13 protein-coding genes are annotated in these 15533 nt (G+C 44.3%); 12 read left to right on the top strand and 1 reads right to left on the bottom strand.

Annotated features, from left to right (window positions below):
- Positions 1-18 precede the first annotated feature (18 nt).
- Genes ACZ41C_RS08825 through ACZ41C_RS08805 form a run of 5 tightly spaced genes read left to right on the top strand, consistent with a single transcriptional unit; the run spans position 19 to position 8948 of the window.
- The gene (locus ACZ41C_RS08825) at positions 19-1188 is read left to right on the top strand and encodes a DUF2062 domain-containing protein (RefSeq protein ID WP_464565737.1); all 1170 of its coding nucleotides are present in this window, start codon (positions 19-21) and stop codon (positions 1186-1188) included.
- Positions 1181-4864, top strand: a complete 3684-nt coding sequence (locus ACZ41C_RS08820; RefSeq protein ID WP_464565658.1) for an MMPL family transporter — start codon at positions 1181-1183, stop codon at positions 4862-4864. The genes ACZ41C_RS08825 and ACZ41C_RS08820 overlap by 8 nt, the downstream gene beginning before the upstream one ends.
- A complete protein-coding gene (locus ACZ41C_RS08815) occupies positions 4861-6411 on the top strand; it encodes a phytoene desaturase family protein (RefSeq protein ID WP_464565656.1) in 1551 nt (516 codons plus the stop codon). The genes ACZ41C_RS08820 and ACZ41C_RS08815 overlap by 4 nt, the downstream gene beginning before the upstream one ends.
- The gene (locus ACZ41C_RS08810; protein ID WP_138257958.1) at positions 6411-7286 is read left to right on the top strand and encodes a cupin-like domain-containing protein; all 876 of its coding nucleotides are present in this window, start codon (positions 6411-6413) and stop codon (positions 7284-7286) included. The genes ACZ41C_RS08815 and ACZ41C_RS08810 overlap by 1 nt, the downstream gene beginning before the upstream one ends.
- 48 nt (positions 7287-7334) lie before the next feature.
- On the top strand, positions 7335-8948 hold the full coding sequence (locus ACZ41C_RS08805) for a C45 family autoproteolytic acyltransferase/hydolase (protein ID WP_464565654.1): 1614 nt from the start codon (positions 7335-7337) through the stop codon (positions 8946-8948).
- A 70-nt stretch (positions 8949-9018) separates the two neighbouring features.
- On the opposite strand, the gene ACZ41C_RS08800 is transcribed toward ACZ41C_RS08805, so the two are convergent.
- Complete coding sequence (locus ACZ41C_RS08800; RefSeq protein WP_138257959.1) at positions 9019-9351, bottom strand: single-stranded DNA-binding protein; 333 nt, start codon at positions 9349-9351, stop codon at positions 9019-9021.
- A 355-nt stretch (positions 9352-9706) separates the two neighbouring features.
- Between ACZ41C_RS08800 and ACZ41C_RS08795 the strand changes: the two genes are divergently transcribed.
- From ACZ41C_RS08795 to ACZ41C_RS08765, 7 genes are all read left to right on the top strand, one after another.
- Entirely contained in the window at positions 9707-11113 is a 1407-nt protein-coding gene (locus tag ACZ41C_RS08795) for a glycoside hydrolase family 140 protein (protein ID WP_464565651.1), read from the top strand.
- 60 nt (positions 11114-11173) lie between these two features.
- Positions 11174-11467, top strand: a complete 294-nt coding sequence (locus ACZ41C_RS08790) for a GNAT family N-acetyltransferase (protein WP_464565649.1) — start codon at positions 11174-11176, stop codon at positions 11465-11467.
- A gap of 9 nt (positions 11468-11476) precedes the next feature.
- Positions 11477-11914: a (4Fe-4S)-binding protein gene (locus ACZ41C_RS08785; RefSeq protein ID WP_464565647.1), complete on the top strand. Its 438-nt coding sequence runs from the start codon at positions 11477-11479 to the stop codon at positions 11912-11914.
- 24 nt (positions 11915-11938) lie between these two features.
- Complete coding sequence (locus tag ACZ41C_RS08780; RefSeq protein WP_138257963.1) at positions 11939-12829, top strand: sugar phosphate isomerase/epimerase family protein; 891 nt, start codon at positions 11939-11941, stop codon at positions 12827-12829.
- Positions 12826-13989, top strand: coding sequence for a mandelate racemase/muconate lactonizing enzyme family protein (locus ACZ41C_RS08775; protein ID WP_464565645.1), 1164 nt, complete (start codon positions 12826-12828; stop codon positions 13987-13989). Before ACZ41C_RS08780 ends, ACZ41C_RS08775 begins: the two co-directional genes overlap by 4 nt.
- Positions 13990-13994: 5 nt before the next feature.
- Positions 13995-14489 (top strand): VOC family protein, encoded by a 495-nt coding sequence (locus ACZ41C_RS08770; protein ID WP_464565643.1) that lies wholly within the window; start codon positions 13995-13997, stop codon positions 14487-14489.
- A 74-nt stretch (positions 14490-14563) separates the two neighbouring features.
- Positions 14564-15532, top strand: a complete 969-nt coding sequence (locus ACZ41C_RS08765) for an NAD(P)-dependent oxidoreductase (RefSeq protein ID WP_464565641.1) — start codon at positions 14564-14566, stop codon at positions 15530-15532.
- The last annotated feature ends 1 nt before the right edge of the window (position 15533 follow it).

The raw sequence follows: 15533 nt of genomic DNA, 5'->3' as shown, positions 1-15533 counted from the left end.
GCGACCATACAGGAAAAGATGCAACAATGGCGTTGCTGTGTGCTGATACCTACGTACAACAATGAGAAAACGTTGGCCCGGGTTCTGAAGGATGTATTGCGGTACACCTCCAATATCCTGGTTGTAAATGATGGCGCTACTGATAGTACTTCCCAAATCTTGGATGAGTTCCATGAAATTGAAGTGTTTCAGTTGGAGAAAAACCAAGGTAAGGGCAAGGCCCTTAAAACCGGATTTAAAGAGGCTTTGAAAAAGGGCTACGAATATGCCATAACTATGGATTCTGATGGGCAGCATTTTGCGGAGGACATTCCCGTGTTTCTGGATGCCTTGGAGTCCGAGACCACCAAAAACGTGCTCTACATAGGGGCAAGAAATATGACCCAGGCCGATGTACCAGGAAAAAGTAGTTTTGGCAACAAATTTTCCAATTTCTGGTTTTGGTTCGAGACCGGAACCTGGTTACAGGATACGCAATGCGGCTATCGCCTTTATCCACTAAAAGAGATCGAAAAATTATCGCTTTATACACCCAAGTTCGAATTTGAAATCGAGGTCATCGTAAAAGCCTCTTGGAAAGGCACCTTGGTTAAAAACGTTCCCGTCAAAATTTTATATGACGATGTAGACCGGGTCTCCCATTTTAGGACGGTCCCGGATTTTACACGGATAAGCATCCTCAATACATGGTTCGTAATCGTTACCATATTCTATATAAAACCGCGGGATTTTTTTAGAAAGATAAAAAAAAAGGGAGTCAAGAAATTCCTTTTGAACGATGTGCTGGGAAGTAACGATTCCCCTGCGAAGAAAGCGGGATCGATTGCCTTGGGGGTATTTATTGGCCTTAGTCCGTTTTGGGGCCTGCATACACTTTTGGTGCTTTTTTTATCCTTCTTATTGAAATTGAACAAACCCATTGCCTTCGCTTTTTCCAATGTTAGCCTTCCTCCTTTTATACCCTTCATAATACTTGCAAGCCTGCAGACAGGTAGCTGGATTTTAGGTGAATCCTTTACACTTTCATTGGATTCCATCAATGAGAATTTCGACTTTGTGATACACCTAAAGGCCTATCTTCTGGGAAGTTTGGTATTGGCCATTTTAGGTGCGGTACTTTTTGGTGGAATAGGCTATCTTACCCTTACATTTTTTGGAAAGCGGAAAATGGCCGTCAACAATGGGTGATTTCTTTTTTAGGGCATACCAACGAATACGAAAAAACAGGACAGTAAGTGTTTTTCTGCTACTACTTATAATTGCAGGACTAATAGTTTGTACTACCAGAGTCAATTTTAAGGATGACATCACGGCCCTCATACCTTCCAATCCGGAGTCTAGGCGCATCCAAAAAGTATTGAAGTCCATTGCCTTTACGGACAAAATCATTGTAAATATTGAAAAAAAGGAAGCAGGATCCGTAGAAGAACTTACCAAGTATGCCTCGGAATTCCTGGACAGCCTTCAAAATGGGTATTCAGATTATGTCAAGAACGTTCAAGGAAATGTCGCTGATGCGCAGGTATTGAACACGTTGGATCTGGTGTATAACAATCTTCCCGTTTTTTTGGACGAACCGGATTATGGTAGCATCGAACAAAAACTTTCAAACGATAGTATTGACGTACAAATGGCCCAAAACTATCGCACTTTGGTCTCCCCATCAGGAATCATTGCCAAAAAGAATATTCTCAAGGACCCGCTTGGACTTTCCTTCATTGCACTCAAAAAACTTCAAAAAATAGGTGTTGCCGAGGATTTTATCATCCGCGATGGTTTTTTGCTCAACAAGGAGGAGACCAATATCCTATTGTTCATCACGCCTACAAATCCTTCAAGTGCCACGGTGGAAAACCAACCCTTGGCCGAAGGCCTGTATGACATTCAAAATAGCTTGAACGTATTATACGGCGGCAAAGTGGAAGCTTCGTTTTTTGGCGCGGCCTTGGTTGCAGTGGCCAATGCCCAGCAAGTAAAGAACGACATCCTATTTACGGTGAGTATCGCCATGATCGTCCTTCTTGTACTATTGATCTTGTTTTACAGACGCCTCGCCCTGCCCTTCATACTTTTTGCCCCAACACTTTTTGGGGCGCTTTTGGCGATGGCCCTATTGGCGATTTCACGGGAGTTCCTTTCGGCGGTCTCTTTGGGAATCGGGGCGATATTACTGGGGGTTACCCTGGACTATGCCCTGCATATTTTGACCCACATTCGCAAAGGCGAAGAATTGCAAACAATGTACCGGGAGGTGACTCCCTCCATTTTAATGAGCAGCCTTACGACGGCTTCGGCCTTTCTATGTCTGTTGTTTTTGGAATCCCAAGCGCTACAGGATTTGGGAGTTTTTGCATCGGTCAGTGTGGTGGGATCGGCCGTTTTTTCGTTGTTGTTCATCCCACAGGTATATGCTTTTGAGGGACATCGGCCGAAGGATTCCAACGTATTGGAAAGAATGGCAGCTTTTGAATTCCATAAAAATAAATGGTCCATTGGTACTGTACTCTTGGGGAGTATACTGAGTATTTTTTTCTACAACCGCGTGGGTTTTGACCAGGATATCGCCAAACTCAATTATGAATCAGAAGTATTGACCCAGGCACGTAAGAAGTTGGAGTCATTAACAGATCTGGAATCAAAATCGGTATACCTATCCACCTACGGGACCGAACAGGAAAAGGTATTACAGCAGAACGATGTCATTTATACCGACCTACTAAGACTGAAAAAAGAAGGAAAACTGGTCAATTTCACCTCTGTATCCAGCCTTGTTAAATCCGAAAAGACCCAAACCGATAAAATAAGGCAATGGCAGGAATTCTGGTCGCGACCCAGAAACGATTCCCTAAAGAAACAATTAAATAATAGCGCCGATGCTTTGGGCTTTAAGGAGGGTACCTTTCAACATTTTTACGATTGGCTCCAGGGTGATTTCAAACCCATGTCCGTATCCTCATTCAAGGAATTTCCGGCACTCAGTGTCGATGACTATCTTGTAACCGACAGCACAGGAACAACGGCCACTTCGCTCCTCAAATTGAACGAAGATCAATACCCTGGCATCAAAATCTACTTTGCCAATCATGAAAATACGCTTTTGATCAACCGAAAAGAGGTCAACGAATCCTTCCTGGGAACTTTAAAGGAAGACTTTAATCGTCTGCTCTGGCTGTCCCTACTCGCGGTTGTCATTATTCTGGCCCTATTTTACAGAAGCCTTTCGCTTACCCTGGTCACTGGTATACCCATTTTTTTAACATGGTTATTGACCGTGGGGATCATGGGGATTTTGGATATCGAATTCAATATTTTCAATATCATCATCTGCAGCTTTATCTTTGGGCTGGGAGTGGATTATAGTATCTTCATTACCAACGGGTTGCTCATGAAGCACCGAACGGGCATTAAAACCCTCCCGACGCATAAAACTTCGATCATACTTTCGGTCATAACGACCATTGCCAGTGTAGGAGTAATGGTTTTTGCCAAACATCCCGCGCTGTTTTCTATATCCAGGGTATCCTTGATCGGGATTTTTTCAGCGGCTTTTGTGGCGTTCACCATTCAACCGCTATTGTTCCTGCTGTTTATCGGCACTAAAAACAAGCGGCCCATTTCACTGCGCTATTTTGTGCATTCCGTTCTTTCCTTTGCCTATTTTGGCCTGGGCGGACTCCTATTTTCCCTATATGCATGGGTAGTGACTTTGTTGAACCCAACCCAACCTAAAAAAGAGAACCTCGGTTTTCATAAGTCGGTTTCCAAGTTGATGAAATCGGTCTTATACACCAACCCTTTTGTCAAAAAGCAGGTGTTGAATCCTACTAAGGAAACTTTTGAAAAACCAGCAATGCTCATCGCCAACCATACCTCATTTTTGGATATTTTATGTATTGGGATGCTGCATCCCAAGATTATCTTCCTAGTAAACGATTGGGTCTACAACTCGCCTATTTTTGGAAAGGCAGCAAAGTTGGCAGGAGCCTATCCAGTCTCTGGCGGTGTGGAAAACGGGGAGGAATATGTGGCCGAAAAACTCCAACAAGGATTTTCCATCATCGCTTTCCCGGAGGGTACACGTTCCACATCCAACAAAATAAACAGGTTTCATAAAGGAGCATTTTATTTGGCCGAAAAATTCGGATTGGACATCATCCCCATTTTGATCCATGGGAATTCCGAAGTACTTCCAAAAGGCAGTTTTGTGATTAGGGACGGCAGTATCACGGTGAAAATCCTACCACGAATTGTACATGGGGACAAAAAATACGGAGAGAATTATACCGAACAGGCAAAAAAGATAGGCGCTTATTTTAGGAACGAATTTCAAAACATGCGTACGCATGTAGAAACCAAGGATTATTGGAGAAAAACCCTGTTGGAGCATTTTCGCTTTAAAGGGAAGACGCTATTTAATCGGGTAAAAATTGATTTGCAACAAAATGATGTATTCTATTATGATTTGCTAAGGTCAATTCCATCCAAAGGAAGTATCGTACATCTTTCCAAGGACGATGGACAGTTGGACCTACTCTTATCCATAGATTCTTCAGAACGTAAACTTCACTCATTTATAGAAAACAAGGTGGCTTCAACAGCCTTGAAACAGAATTTTCTCTACAATAATTATAGTAAAATAAACCTGTACGATACTCCAAAGGATGCATTGGCAAACGAGGCGGAAATTCTACTATTCAATTTGGATACATGCTCCTTTTCAGAATCTTTATTTGCGAAATTTGAGACCATATTTCTATTGAAACAGGGCAAACAGTTGAAGTATGCCGAAGTTTTACCCTTAGATTTTCTGGTTAAAGCGCAAAATGATAATTTTATTGTACTCAACAAAAACCTATCACATTGAATAAACAGTACGATGTCGTCATCATAGGTAGTGGTATGGGCGGACTCGTGGCCGCCAATATCATGGCCCGTGAGGGACTTACTGTTTGTGTGCTGGAAAAGAACAACCAATTTGGGGGCAATCTGCAGACCTTTGTAAGGGACCGGACCATTTTTGATACAGGCGTTCACTATATAGGTGGGCTGGCACCCGGACAAAACCTACATCGCTACTTCGACTATTTGGGTATTCTGGATGGTCTGCATCTGAGAAAAATGAACAGGGACGGGTTTGACATCATCACATTTGACAACGATGAAATTGCCTACCCGCATGCCCAAGGCTATGAAAACTTCATAGACCAACTGGCAAAACAATTTCCGCAGGAAAGAAAGGCTATTGAGATCTATTACAAAAAACTTAGGGAAATATGCCACAAGTTTCCGCTTTACAATTTGGAGGAAGGAAAGCCCTATGGAAACGACCCGGAGCTTTTTCAACAAACCGCGAAGGAATACATTGCCAGTATTACCCAAAACGAAAAGCTGCGTGCGGTTTTGGCAGGTTCCAATTTGTTGTACGCCGGCGACCCTGATAAAACTCCATTGTATGTACACGCCCTATCCATCAATTCCTATATTGAAAGTGCCTACAGATGTGCCGATGGGGGTAGCCAGATTACCAAATTATTGATCAGAAGGCTTAAGGAAAACGGCGGGGAGGCCTACAAGCACAGTGAGGTAACGGATATAACCTGTACAGGCAAGAAATTGGAATCGGTTACCCTAAAGAACGGCAAAAAAGTGTACGGCAATATCTTCATTTCCAACATAGAACCAAAGCATACCCTACGGATGATCGGGGAGGAGCACTTTAGAAAATCCTATAATCACCGCATCCAGAATATGGAGAGTATAATATCTGCCTTTAGCATTCATATTGTATTGAAACCGAAAACTTTTAAATACCTCAACAAAAACTATTACCATTTTAAGGATTATAGAAAGGTCTGGGACGCCCACAAGTATACCCAGGAAACCTGGCCGGAAACCTATATGGTCTCCATGGGGGTACGTAAAAATCAGGATGCATGGGCAGAGCAACTTACGGCCATTACCTACATGCGATATGAGGAGGTAAAAGAATGGGAAAACACCTTTAATACGGTAGCCCATACACGTGACCGCGGAAAAAGTTATGAGGAATTTAAAAAGCACAAAACAGCCGTGTTTCTGAAGGAACTGGAGAAAAAATTTCCGAATATCAGGGAGTGTATCCGGTCCGTATATGCTTCCACCCCACTATCGTATAGGGACTACATAGGGAATCATCAAGGATCCATGTACGGTTACGTAAAGGACGTTAACGACCCTTTAAAATCCTTTATTTCGCCCCGCACCAAAATCGAAAACCTGTATTTAACGGGGCAAAGCCTGAACATGCATGGCATTCTAGGTGTCACTATCAGTGGTGTGGTTACCTGCTCCGAGATTTTGGGAGGTTCCTATTTGATCAACAAGATTACCGATACACTTGCGAAAAAGGCCAACGAAAAAATGACCGTCTAATGGGCACGTTTAAAACAACTCCAATTACAGTTTTGGAAACTATTTCCAAGGAAGATTTTATCCGAAATTATTACAAGCCCCAGAAACCTGTGTTGCTGAAGGGCCTGACCAAAGATTGGCCCGCCTATAGAAAATGGTCCTTGGATTATATTCAAGGAAAGGCGGGCGACCAAATCGTGCCTTTGTACAACAACGAACCGGCCAAGGACAAACAAAGTGTATACGCGCCCGTGGAGGAAATGAAATTGGCGGATTATATTGAAATACTGAAAACCAAGCCTACGGACCTTCGGATTTTCTTTTATGAAATCCTGAAAAAAATGCCCGAACTAACCAACGATTTTGAGTACCCGGATATAGGTCTAAAATTTTTTAAAAAACTACCCGCACTGTTCTTTGGTGGTGGGGAGTCCAAGGTTTTTATGCATTATGATATCGATTTACCGGATAGCATGCATTTTCACTTTGACGGTCATAAGCATGTGACCTTGTTCTCTCCAGAGCAGACAAAGTATCTGTATCGGGTGCCGTATTCCATCCATAACCTGGAATCCATCGATATGGACAATCCCGATTTTGAAAAATATCCAGCATTACAATATGCCGAAGGAATTACCGCCAACATGGAACATGGCGATGCCCTTTTTATGCCCAGTGGCTATTGGCACTACATAAAATATCTGGATGGCGGCTTTTCCATGACGCTCCGCGCGCTTCCCCGAAACCCCAAAAGATTCGCTAACATGCTCTATAATGTATTGGTCATGCGCAATTTCGACAACTTTACCCGAAAGCATTGGGGACAAAAATGGTTGGATTACAAAGACCGTATTGCCATAAAAAAGACACATAAAAACCTAGTGAACCTTTCATAATTGGGAAATTACAAGCCATTATTGCGAGTTTTTTGGATGCCGATGTGCATGGCACTATGCGTATCCTGTGGGGTTTCCAAATCCTTACGGGAGAAACCCGATGTCTCCCTGTATCAAACCGAAATTCCGGCACGTGAAAAAATAAACGATTCCACCTTTACCATTGCCCATAATTTCCTGCGAAAGAACCGCCAAGGTCTATGGGAACTTAAGGTTAGTGGAAATCCCTTGGAACTGGGGCTAAAAACAGGTAGTCTCACACAAGAATTGTTCAATGAACAGGAGGACATATTTGTAAATAAGATAGATGAACTCGTACCCTCCAAGGGCTATCAAAATCTACTCCGTAAGTTTTTGGCCTGGTTCAACCGTAAAATGTACCTCAATATTGATTCGCAATTTAAGGCGGAACTTTATGGGGTCTCCCAGTATGCCTCCCCCAATTACGATTACATAGCAAAACCGTACCAACGGGTCATGTATTTTCACGGTGCCCATGATATAGGTCATGCCCTACAGGATTTGGCCTTGGTGGGCTGCTCCTCCTTTGCGGCTTGGGGAGATAGCACTGAGGATGGTAAATTATTGATCGGCAGGAATTTCGACTTCTACGCCGGGGATGCCTTTGCTAAGAATAAAATCATTGCGTTTGTAGCGCCTAATCAAGGTTACAAGTTTATGTCGGTTACCTGGGGAGGCATGATCGGTGTGGTATCCGGGATGAACGATCAAGGGTTGACCGTCACCATCAATGCCGGAAAGTCCCAATTTCCCCTAATTGCCAAAACTCCTGTTTCATTGGTCACCCGTGAAATTTTACAATATGCCTCCACCATTGATGAGGCCATTGAAATTGCCAAGAAACGTGAAGTCTTTGTTTCGGAATCCATATTCGTGGGAAGCGCCAAAGACAAAAAAGCGGCTATCATTGAGGTCTCTCCCAAGAATTTCGGGGTCTATGAAGTGGAAAATTCCGATCAGTTGATCTGTGCCAACCACTTCCAAAGTGCTGCCTATGCAAATGATAAAAAAAATCAGAAACATATTTTGGAAAGCCATTCCCAATACCGTTATGAACGGATGGAAGAACTTTTGAAGGAAACGCCCAAAATCGGCCCAGAAGATGTGGTTTCCATATTGCGGAACAAAGAGGGCTTGGACGAGGAAAAAATAGGGTACGGAAATGAAAAGGCATTGAACCAATTGTTGGCCCACCATGGCATTGTTTTTCAGCCCGAAGATTTATTGGTCTGGGTATCCAGCAACCCCTATCAGTTGGGCGAATTTGTGGCCTATGACCTAAACGAGGTATTTAATCTTTCCGCATTTGCCGATGCTCCTATAGCCGAAACGGAACGCAATATTTCCAAAGATCCCTTTTTACAAAGCGAAGCTTACCTGAATTACGAACGATATAGAATTTTGAGAGATGAAATAGAGGATGTTATTTCCAATGAAGCCCATGTGGAGCAAACCAAATTGAAAAAATTGGTGCAACTAAACCCTTATTTCTGGGAAGGCTATTATCTGGCAGGATTGTATAATTACAACAAGGGCTACGATTTGGTAGCCAAAGGCTATTTTGAAAAGGCCTTGGAATTGGAAATTACTACTGTTCCAGATCGGGAAAATGTGGAGAAGTATCTTCGTAAACTACGATGACTAGGAACTCCTAAAAAATAACCCCGATATCCATAAAGGGCACCGGGGCTTATCAAAACTTTGATTTAATTTATTTTCCCAACATCAAGAGTTCATTGCAACGGATTTCCGTAATATAACGCTTGTCACCTTCCTTAGTCTCATAAGAGCGATGGGTCAGTTTACCTTCTACGGCCACTTGCTTTCCTTTCGTCAAATAATTTTCCACGATTTCCGCTGTCTTGCCCCAAGCTACTATGTTATGCCATTGGGTGTCGTCTACTTTCTCGCCTTTGGCATTTTTGTAGCTCTCTGTAGTGGCCAATGAAAATTTGGCCAATTTGGTACCATTCTCCATGGTTACGATTTCTGGGTCTTGACCCAAGTTTCCAATCAACTGTACTTTGTTTTTAAGTGCATTCATAATTTTATTTTTAGCGTTAAACAGTTAATACTATCGAACTGCTTTTGTTCGACGGGACAAACGTATAACCACTTCAAATCGGTACTCGGTTTTAAAACACTTATTTTCGTTTGTAATCGTTTATTGTCGTTTGTAAACTTTTATTTACTTGAATATAAGTTTCTTATACAAATCACAAATGATAAGATTTTTTCAAAAAAGAAGAGTTTTTTTCAAATTTTTTAAAACAACAGGGTAAATTTTAATTCAAAAAAAATTAAATTTATGAGGTTCTCGAATTATCCAAAACAATGGGAATAGATTCACGACCTAGATTCGAATTTGAACCTCATCACAAAGCTTAATGAGTATACCTATGAAAACACTCTATTCTCTTATAAGTTCTCTTTTATTAGTGCTCACCACCCAGGGTCTGTTTTCACAACGGTTGCAAGTGAGCACCAACGGGCGGTATTTGGTGACCCAAGAAAACGAACCTTTCTTTTGGTTGGCGGATACGGCCTGGGAACTATTTCATCGATGCGATGAAAAACAGGCTGCCCTGTACCTATCAAAAAGAGCGGAACAGGGATTCAATATCATACAAGCGGTGGCGCTGGCAGAACTGGATGGGTTGAACGACCCTAACCCGTATGGAGAAACACCCTTGAATAACAACGACCCAACATCTCCAAACGAGGCTTATTTTCAGCATGTGGACCGTATCATCCAAATGGCGGATTCCTTAGGACTTTATATAGCCTTGCTTCCCACTTGGGGTGATAAGGTCAACACCAAGGAGTGGGGTGTTGGTCCGGAAATCTTCCATCCGAAAAACGCCTACTCATTTGGTGAATGGATGGGAAACCGATACAAGGATTTCGAGAATATCATTTGGGTCATCGGGGGAGATAGAAACCCTAGGAACGAAAGTGATGACGTACTTATTTGGAACCAAATGGCCGAAGGCATCGTCAAAGGTGCCGGTGGCTATGACCGAACCTTAATGACCTATCATCCACAACCGACCCAAAATGGAGGTTCTTCCACTTGGTTTCACGATCAAAAATGGTTGGATTTCAATATGCATCAAACGGGACACTGTGCAAATAAAGGCACGTACAAACACATCCAACACGATTATGCGCTTGTTCCCGTAAAGCCCGTTTTGGACGGAGAGCCACTCTATGAAGATCATCCAAATTGTTTCAATGCCAAGGAGCTTGGTTATAGTTCCGCCGAGGATATCAGAAGAATCATGTATTGGAACATTTTTGCAGGAGCTTTTGGACAATCCTATGGATGCCATGACGTTTGGCAGATGTACACTCCGGACAAGGAACCTATAAACGGACCCTTGCGCCCATGGACCGCCGCTTTGGACATGCCCATGGCCAATCAGGTAAAGCATCTTAAAAATTTAATGCTGTCCAGACCCTTCCTAACCCGTATACCCGACCAAGGTATAATTCATGGTGAACAAGCGGAGAACAATGATTACAAGATTGCCACGCGAGATCAAAATGGTAGCTACGCCATGGTATATATGCCTACTGGCGGAAAAGTTGATTTGGATGTGACCGCATTGACTTCCAACAAATTGACAGCTTGGTGGTATGACCCCAGGACGGGGAATAGCTTTTTGGGCGGTGAAGTGTTGAAATCGGACCACGTAACCATTAACGCGCCCACCTCCGGTAAAGGCCATGATTGGGTGTTGGTGCTGGATGCCACTCAAACCGAGTTTTCCGCGCCAGGAAAGGTAGGTAATTCCCAACCTTGAAAATATAGGAACAACTCCGTAATTTTTCCTATCTTAAAAGCTTCAAAATACGAACTCCCTATGGATTTAAACGTGACCGATAATCCGAACAAAAAGAGATACGAGGCCAACGTTGAAGGCTCAACGGCCTTTATTGAATACATTAAGGCAAATGATAAAATCTACCTCACCCATACGGAAGTACCAACGGCCTTGGAAGGTAAGGGCATCGGTTCATCGCTCGTCTTAAAAGTATTGGAAGACGTAGAACGACAGGATTTGACCCTTGTTCCCCTGTGCCCCTTCGTAGCGATGTACTTAAAAAAACATCCCGAATGGAAAAAATTGGTCATGAAAGGCATCAACATTGAATAATCGAATTGTATGGATAAAGAAATCGTAAAGGAATACACCAACGGAGAACTGACCGTGGTGTGGAAACCAAAAAAATGCATTCACTCAGAGGTCTGTGTAAAAACCCTCCCAGAGGTATATGACCCCAACGGAAAACCTTGGATTACCCCGGAAAATGCCAGCACAGAGGCTTTGAAATCGCAAATCGAGGCATGTCCATCTGGAGCATTGACCTTTTACATGAACGGGAATTCAAAAGCAGCATCAGAAAAAGCCGAAGAAGGACAAAAAACGGCGATTGCCGTACTTGCCAACGGTCCCCTACGCGTGTCGGGTAATTTGCAGATACAATTGGTTTCCGGAGAAACGATACAAAAAGAAGGAACCACGGGCTTTTGTAGATGTGGTGCTTCTGAAAACAAACCCTTTTGCGATGGATCACATCGAAAAATACAATTCATCGGATAACCAAGATAAAAACAAAGCAACCCTATGGAATTAGCCATACATAACTGGATGCGGGCAGAATCCCTAGAACATACCTTGGGCCGTATTGCCAAGCTGGGATATACCCGTCTGGAAATCCAGGGCACCCCGGAAAACTATGATGCCAAAAAAATAAAACCTGTCATGGACGACCATGGCATACAATGCTGGGGTTCCGTCACCTTAATGTTGGAAGAGCGAAACTTATTGGCGAAGGACCCCGCGCAGCGAAAAATGTCCGTGCAGTATGTGAAGGATGTAGCCAAAATGGTATATGACCTTGGTGGTTCCGTGATCTCGCTGGTTCCTGCAACGGTCGGTAAAATTATCCCGGATGCCACCCCGGAACAGGAATGGGAATGGGCCGTTGAAGGCGTGAAGGAAATCTATGCCTATACCGAGGATTTAGGGCTCAAAATAGGCATAGAACCTATCAACCGATTTGAAACCTATTTTATCAATCGGGGCGGACAGGCATTGGCCCTTGCAGAGGCCGTAGGACCCAATTGCGGGGTGTGCTTGGACACCTTTCACATGAACATTGAGGAGGTGGACATGTTCGAAACGATGAAAAAAGTGGGCGACCGCTTGGTAAACTTCCATGTGGCGGACAATAACCGCATGGCGCCCGGCATGGGCCATTTGGACTGGGCACGAATCATACGCACGCTGAACGAGATAAATTATGACCAGGTACTCTCGGTTGAGTTCTGCGCCCCCTTGGATAGGACCCCGGCCAATCCCTTCCCCAATTCCATCGATACTGACCCGGAAGGCTTGACCGCTGAACAGAAGAAATTTTTGGAAGATCATGGCAGTTCCGCCGTTACGGATGAATTCTATACCATGCTGACGAAAAAATCCATGGAAACATTGACCAAACTGATCAATAAATGAAAATAGCGAATATTGAGGCTTTCTGGTTGCGTTGTCCCATCCCCAAGGAAAAGCAACATTTTAGCGATTACGGACTGCTGACCAATTTTGATATGACACTGGTGGTAGTCACCACGGATACCGGTCTACAAGGTTTTGGGGAGGCCAAGGCCGCGGTGGGATCCTCGGGATCCTGTGCGAGTATTGTTAGTTGTATCGAGAACGAACTAAAACCCCAACTAGTGGGGCAGGATGCCCGAAATATTTCTCGAATCTGGGAGATGGTCTATAACGGAACTCGTGACCACTATTCCTTGTCCCGAGGTCGTAAGTTTCCTATTTTAGGCCGACGGGGACTTACCATTTCCGCCCTTAGTGGTATCGATACCGCCCTTTGGGATATCAAGGGAAAGGCCCTCAACGCTCCGGTGGTGGATCTGTTGGGCGGTAGTTGCCGAGAGAAAATGGAAGCCTACGCCAGCGGTGGATGGGCCAAAGTGGATGCCATTGGGGAGCAATTGAAAGGGTACACCGCCAAAGGTTTTTCGGGGGTGAAAATGCGTGTGGGCATCATGGACGAGACCGTAAAAGCGAGCGTGGATCGCGTAAAGGCCGCACGTGAAGCCTTGGGCGATGCTATCAAGTTGATGACGGATGCCCACGGCACCTTCAGCGTGCCGGAGGCCAAACAGTTCTGTCGTGGTGTGGCCGATTGCAACTTGTATTGGTTCGAGGAGCCCATCAATCCCGATAATAAAATCGGGACCGCCGAAGTGCGTTCCCAGACCCATATTCCCATCGCTGCCGGGGAAAGCGAATATACGGCCTTTGACATCAGGGATATGATCGCGGAACGGGCCTTGGATGTCATCCAGCCCGATTGTGCCATTATCGGCGGTATCACGGAGGCCATGCGTGTATCGCAATTGGCCCATACCTATCAGTTGGAACTGGCACCGCATTGTTGGGGATCTGCCTTTTCCTTTATGGCCGGACTATCGGTGGCCTTTGCCTCGCCTTCGGCTAATGTCATTGAATTTTCCTTGGGTGGAAACCCCATGATGTACGACCTGGTGAAAGAACATATTAGTGTGGACCAAAACGGCATGATCGCCGCTCCGGACAGACCCGGTTTGGGCCTGACGCCCAATTGGGATTTTGTAAAAGAATTTAAACAATAAGAACCATGGCAAAAGCAGTAAAAATCAATCATGTAGCCTTGGTGGTGAGCAATTTGGAGGAAGCTTGTGAATTTTATGAGCATGAACTGGGCCTGGAACCCATTCCCGCATTTTTGTTCGACTACCCAACGGCCTTTTTCAAGTTCAATGAGGAGCAACAGCTACACCTGACCGAATGGGAAGATACCTACTCCTTTCGAGGACATTTGTGCGTTACCGTAGACGATATCAACGCGGTTTTCTTTCGGATGAAGGAACTGGGAGTCATTGACATCCAACCTTGGGGAATGGTGCGCCAACTGCCCGATGGTGCTATCCAGATGTTCGTGCGGGATCCATCGGGAAACTTGGTGGAAATATCCTCGGACCCGGACGATAAGGATAAAATCGACCCCAAGATTTTTGAGGACGAACTATATCAAGAGGGTATATATGTGTCCGGAAGAAACGATTTTAGGGGATACAAGACCAAGGATGCCACCCTGTACCACAACAAGTAATGTGCATTCACTAAACAAGCTTAGACCTGTCAGGTTTCCAAAACCTGACAGGTCTGCAACATCAAAACTACTAAATGCCCAAAAACATCCTTTTATTGGAAACTGTAGCCGAGGAAGCCATGGAGCTTTTGGAATCGGCCGAGGATATGAACATCCTAACCGGTTTTGACCCAGCTTCTTTGGAAAGGCATCTTTCCGAGAACGAAATTCATGCCATTATCACCCGGGGAAAAGGTCAGGTACGGTCATCCCTAATAGCATCCCTCCCCAAATTGGAAGTCATTTCAAGATGTGGCGTTGGCTTGGACAACATCGATGTCTCAGCGGCGACCGAACAAGGCATCAAGGTCGTAAATGCGCCCAATTCCAACGCCAATACCATTGCGGAACACACCATTTCCCTGTTATTGGTACTGCAAAGGAACCTTTACAATGCCATCACCATGGTGAAGGAAGACCGATGGCAAGATCGTGGCGGTTATGTGGGCGACGAACTGCACGGGAAGACCTTGGGTATTTTGGGGATGGGCAACATCGGTAAAAAAGTTGCCAAAATTGCCGATGCCCTAGGTATGGAAGTCATTTATTGGAGCTCCAAAAAAGAAGAAGTCCCCTACCCTTTTAGGGATTTGGATGATGTCCTGAAAACTTCGGATTGCATCAGTCTGCACCTACCCCTTACAAAGGAAACGGAAAATCTCATCGATGCCCAAGCACTATCAAAAATGAAACCATCGGCCCTAATCATCAATACCGCCCGGGGCAAGATCATTGACCAAACGGCACTGACCGAAGCACTCTACGCCAACCGATTGGGCGGTTTTGCCGCCGATGTACTATCCGAAGAACCGCCAAAAACGAACGACCCTTTATTAAAACTGCCCAATACCTACATTACCGCGCACGTGGGTAGCCTCACCAAAACGACCTATGATTTTATGTGCATGTTCACGGTACAAAATACCCTGGCAATCCTTCGGGACGAAATGCCCGCCAACAATTGCATCTATAACTTGAAGGAATTAAAAGATTCAAACCGATAAG

This window comes from Maribacter sp. C-4077 (assembly GCF_055378385.1).
Note: the sequence above shows the minus strand (reverse complement) of the source record. Positions and strands in the feature narration are given on the sequence as shown.

What these genes read in the sequence shown, in the direction of transcription:
- ACZ41C_RS08775 (WP_464565645.1), top strand. Translation starts at nt 12,826, where the DNA reads ATGAAAATAGCGAATATTGAGGCTTTCTGGTTGCGTTGTCCCATCCCC.
- ACZ41C_RS08770 (WP_464565643.1), top strand. Translation starts at nt 13,995, where the DNA reads ATGGCAAAAGCAGTAAAAATCAATCATGTAGCCTTGGTGGTGAGCAAT.
- ACZ41C_RS08785 (WP_464565647.1), top strand. Translation starts at nt 11,477, where the DNA reads ATGGATAAAGAAATCGTAAAGGAATACACCAACGGAGAACTGACCGTG.
- ACZ41C_RS08825 (WP_464565737.1), top strand. Translation starts at nt 19, where the DNA reads ATGCAACAATGGCGTTGCTGTGTGCTGATACCTACGTACAACAATGAG.
- ACZ41C_RS08765 (WP_464565641.1), top strand. Translation starts at nt 14,564, where the DNA reads ATGCCCAAAAACATCCTTTTATTGGAAACTGTAGCCGAGGAAGCCATG.
- ACZ41C_RS08800 (WP_138257959.1), bottom strand. Translation starts at nt 9,351, where the DNA reads ATGAATGCACTTAAAAACAAAGTACAGTTGATTGGAAACTTGGGTCAA.
- ACZ41C_RS08780 (WP_138257963.1), top strand. Translation starts at nt 11,939, where the DNA reads ATGGAATTAGCCATACATAACTGGATGCGGGCAGAATCCCTAGAACAT.
- ACZ41C_RS08790 (WP_464565649.1), top strand. Translation starts at nt 11,174, where the DNA reads ATGGATTTAAACGTGACCGATAATCCGAACAAAAAGAGATACGAGGCC.
- ACZ41C_RS08805 (WP_464565654.1), top strand. Translation starts at nt 7,335, where the DNA reads ATGGCACTATGCGTATCCTGTGGGGTTTCCAAATCCTTACGGGAGAAA.
- ACZ41C_RS08795 (WP_464565651.1), top strand. Translation starts at nt 9,707, where the DNA reads ATGAAAACACTCTATTCTCTTATAAGTTCTCTTTTATTAGTGCTCACC.
- ACZ41C_RS08810 (WP_138257958.1), top strand. Translation starts at nt 6,411, where the DNA reads ATGGGCACGTTTAAAACAACTCCAATTACAGTTTTGGAAACTATTTCC.
- ACZ41C_RS08820 (WP_464565658.1), top strand. Translation starts at nt 1,181, where the DNA reads ATGGGTGATTTCTTTTTTAGGGCATACCAACGAATACGAAAAAACAGG.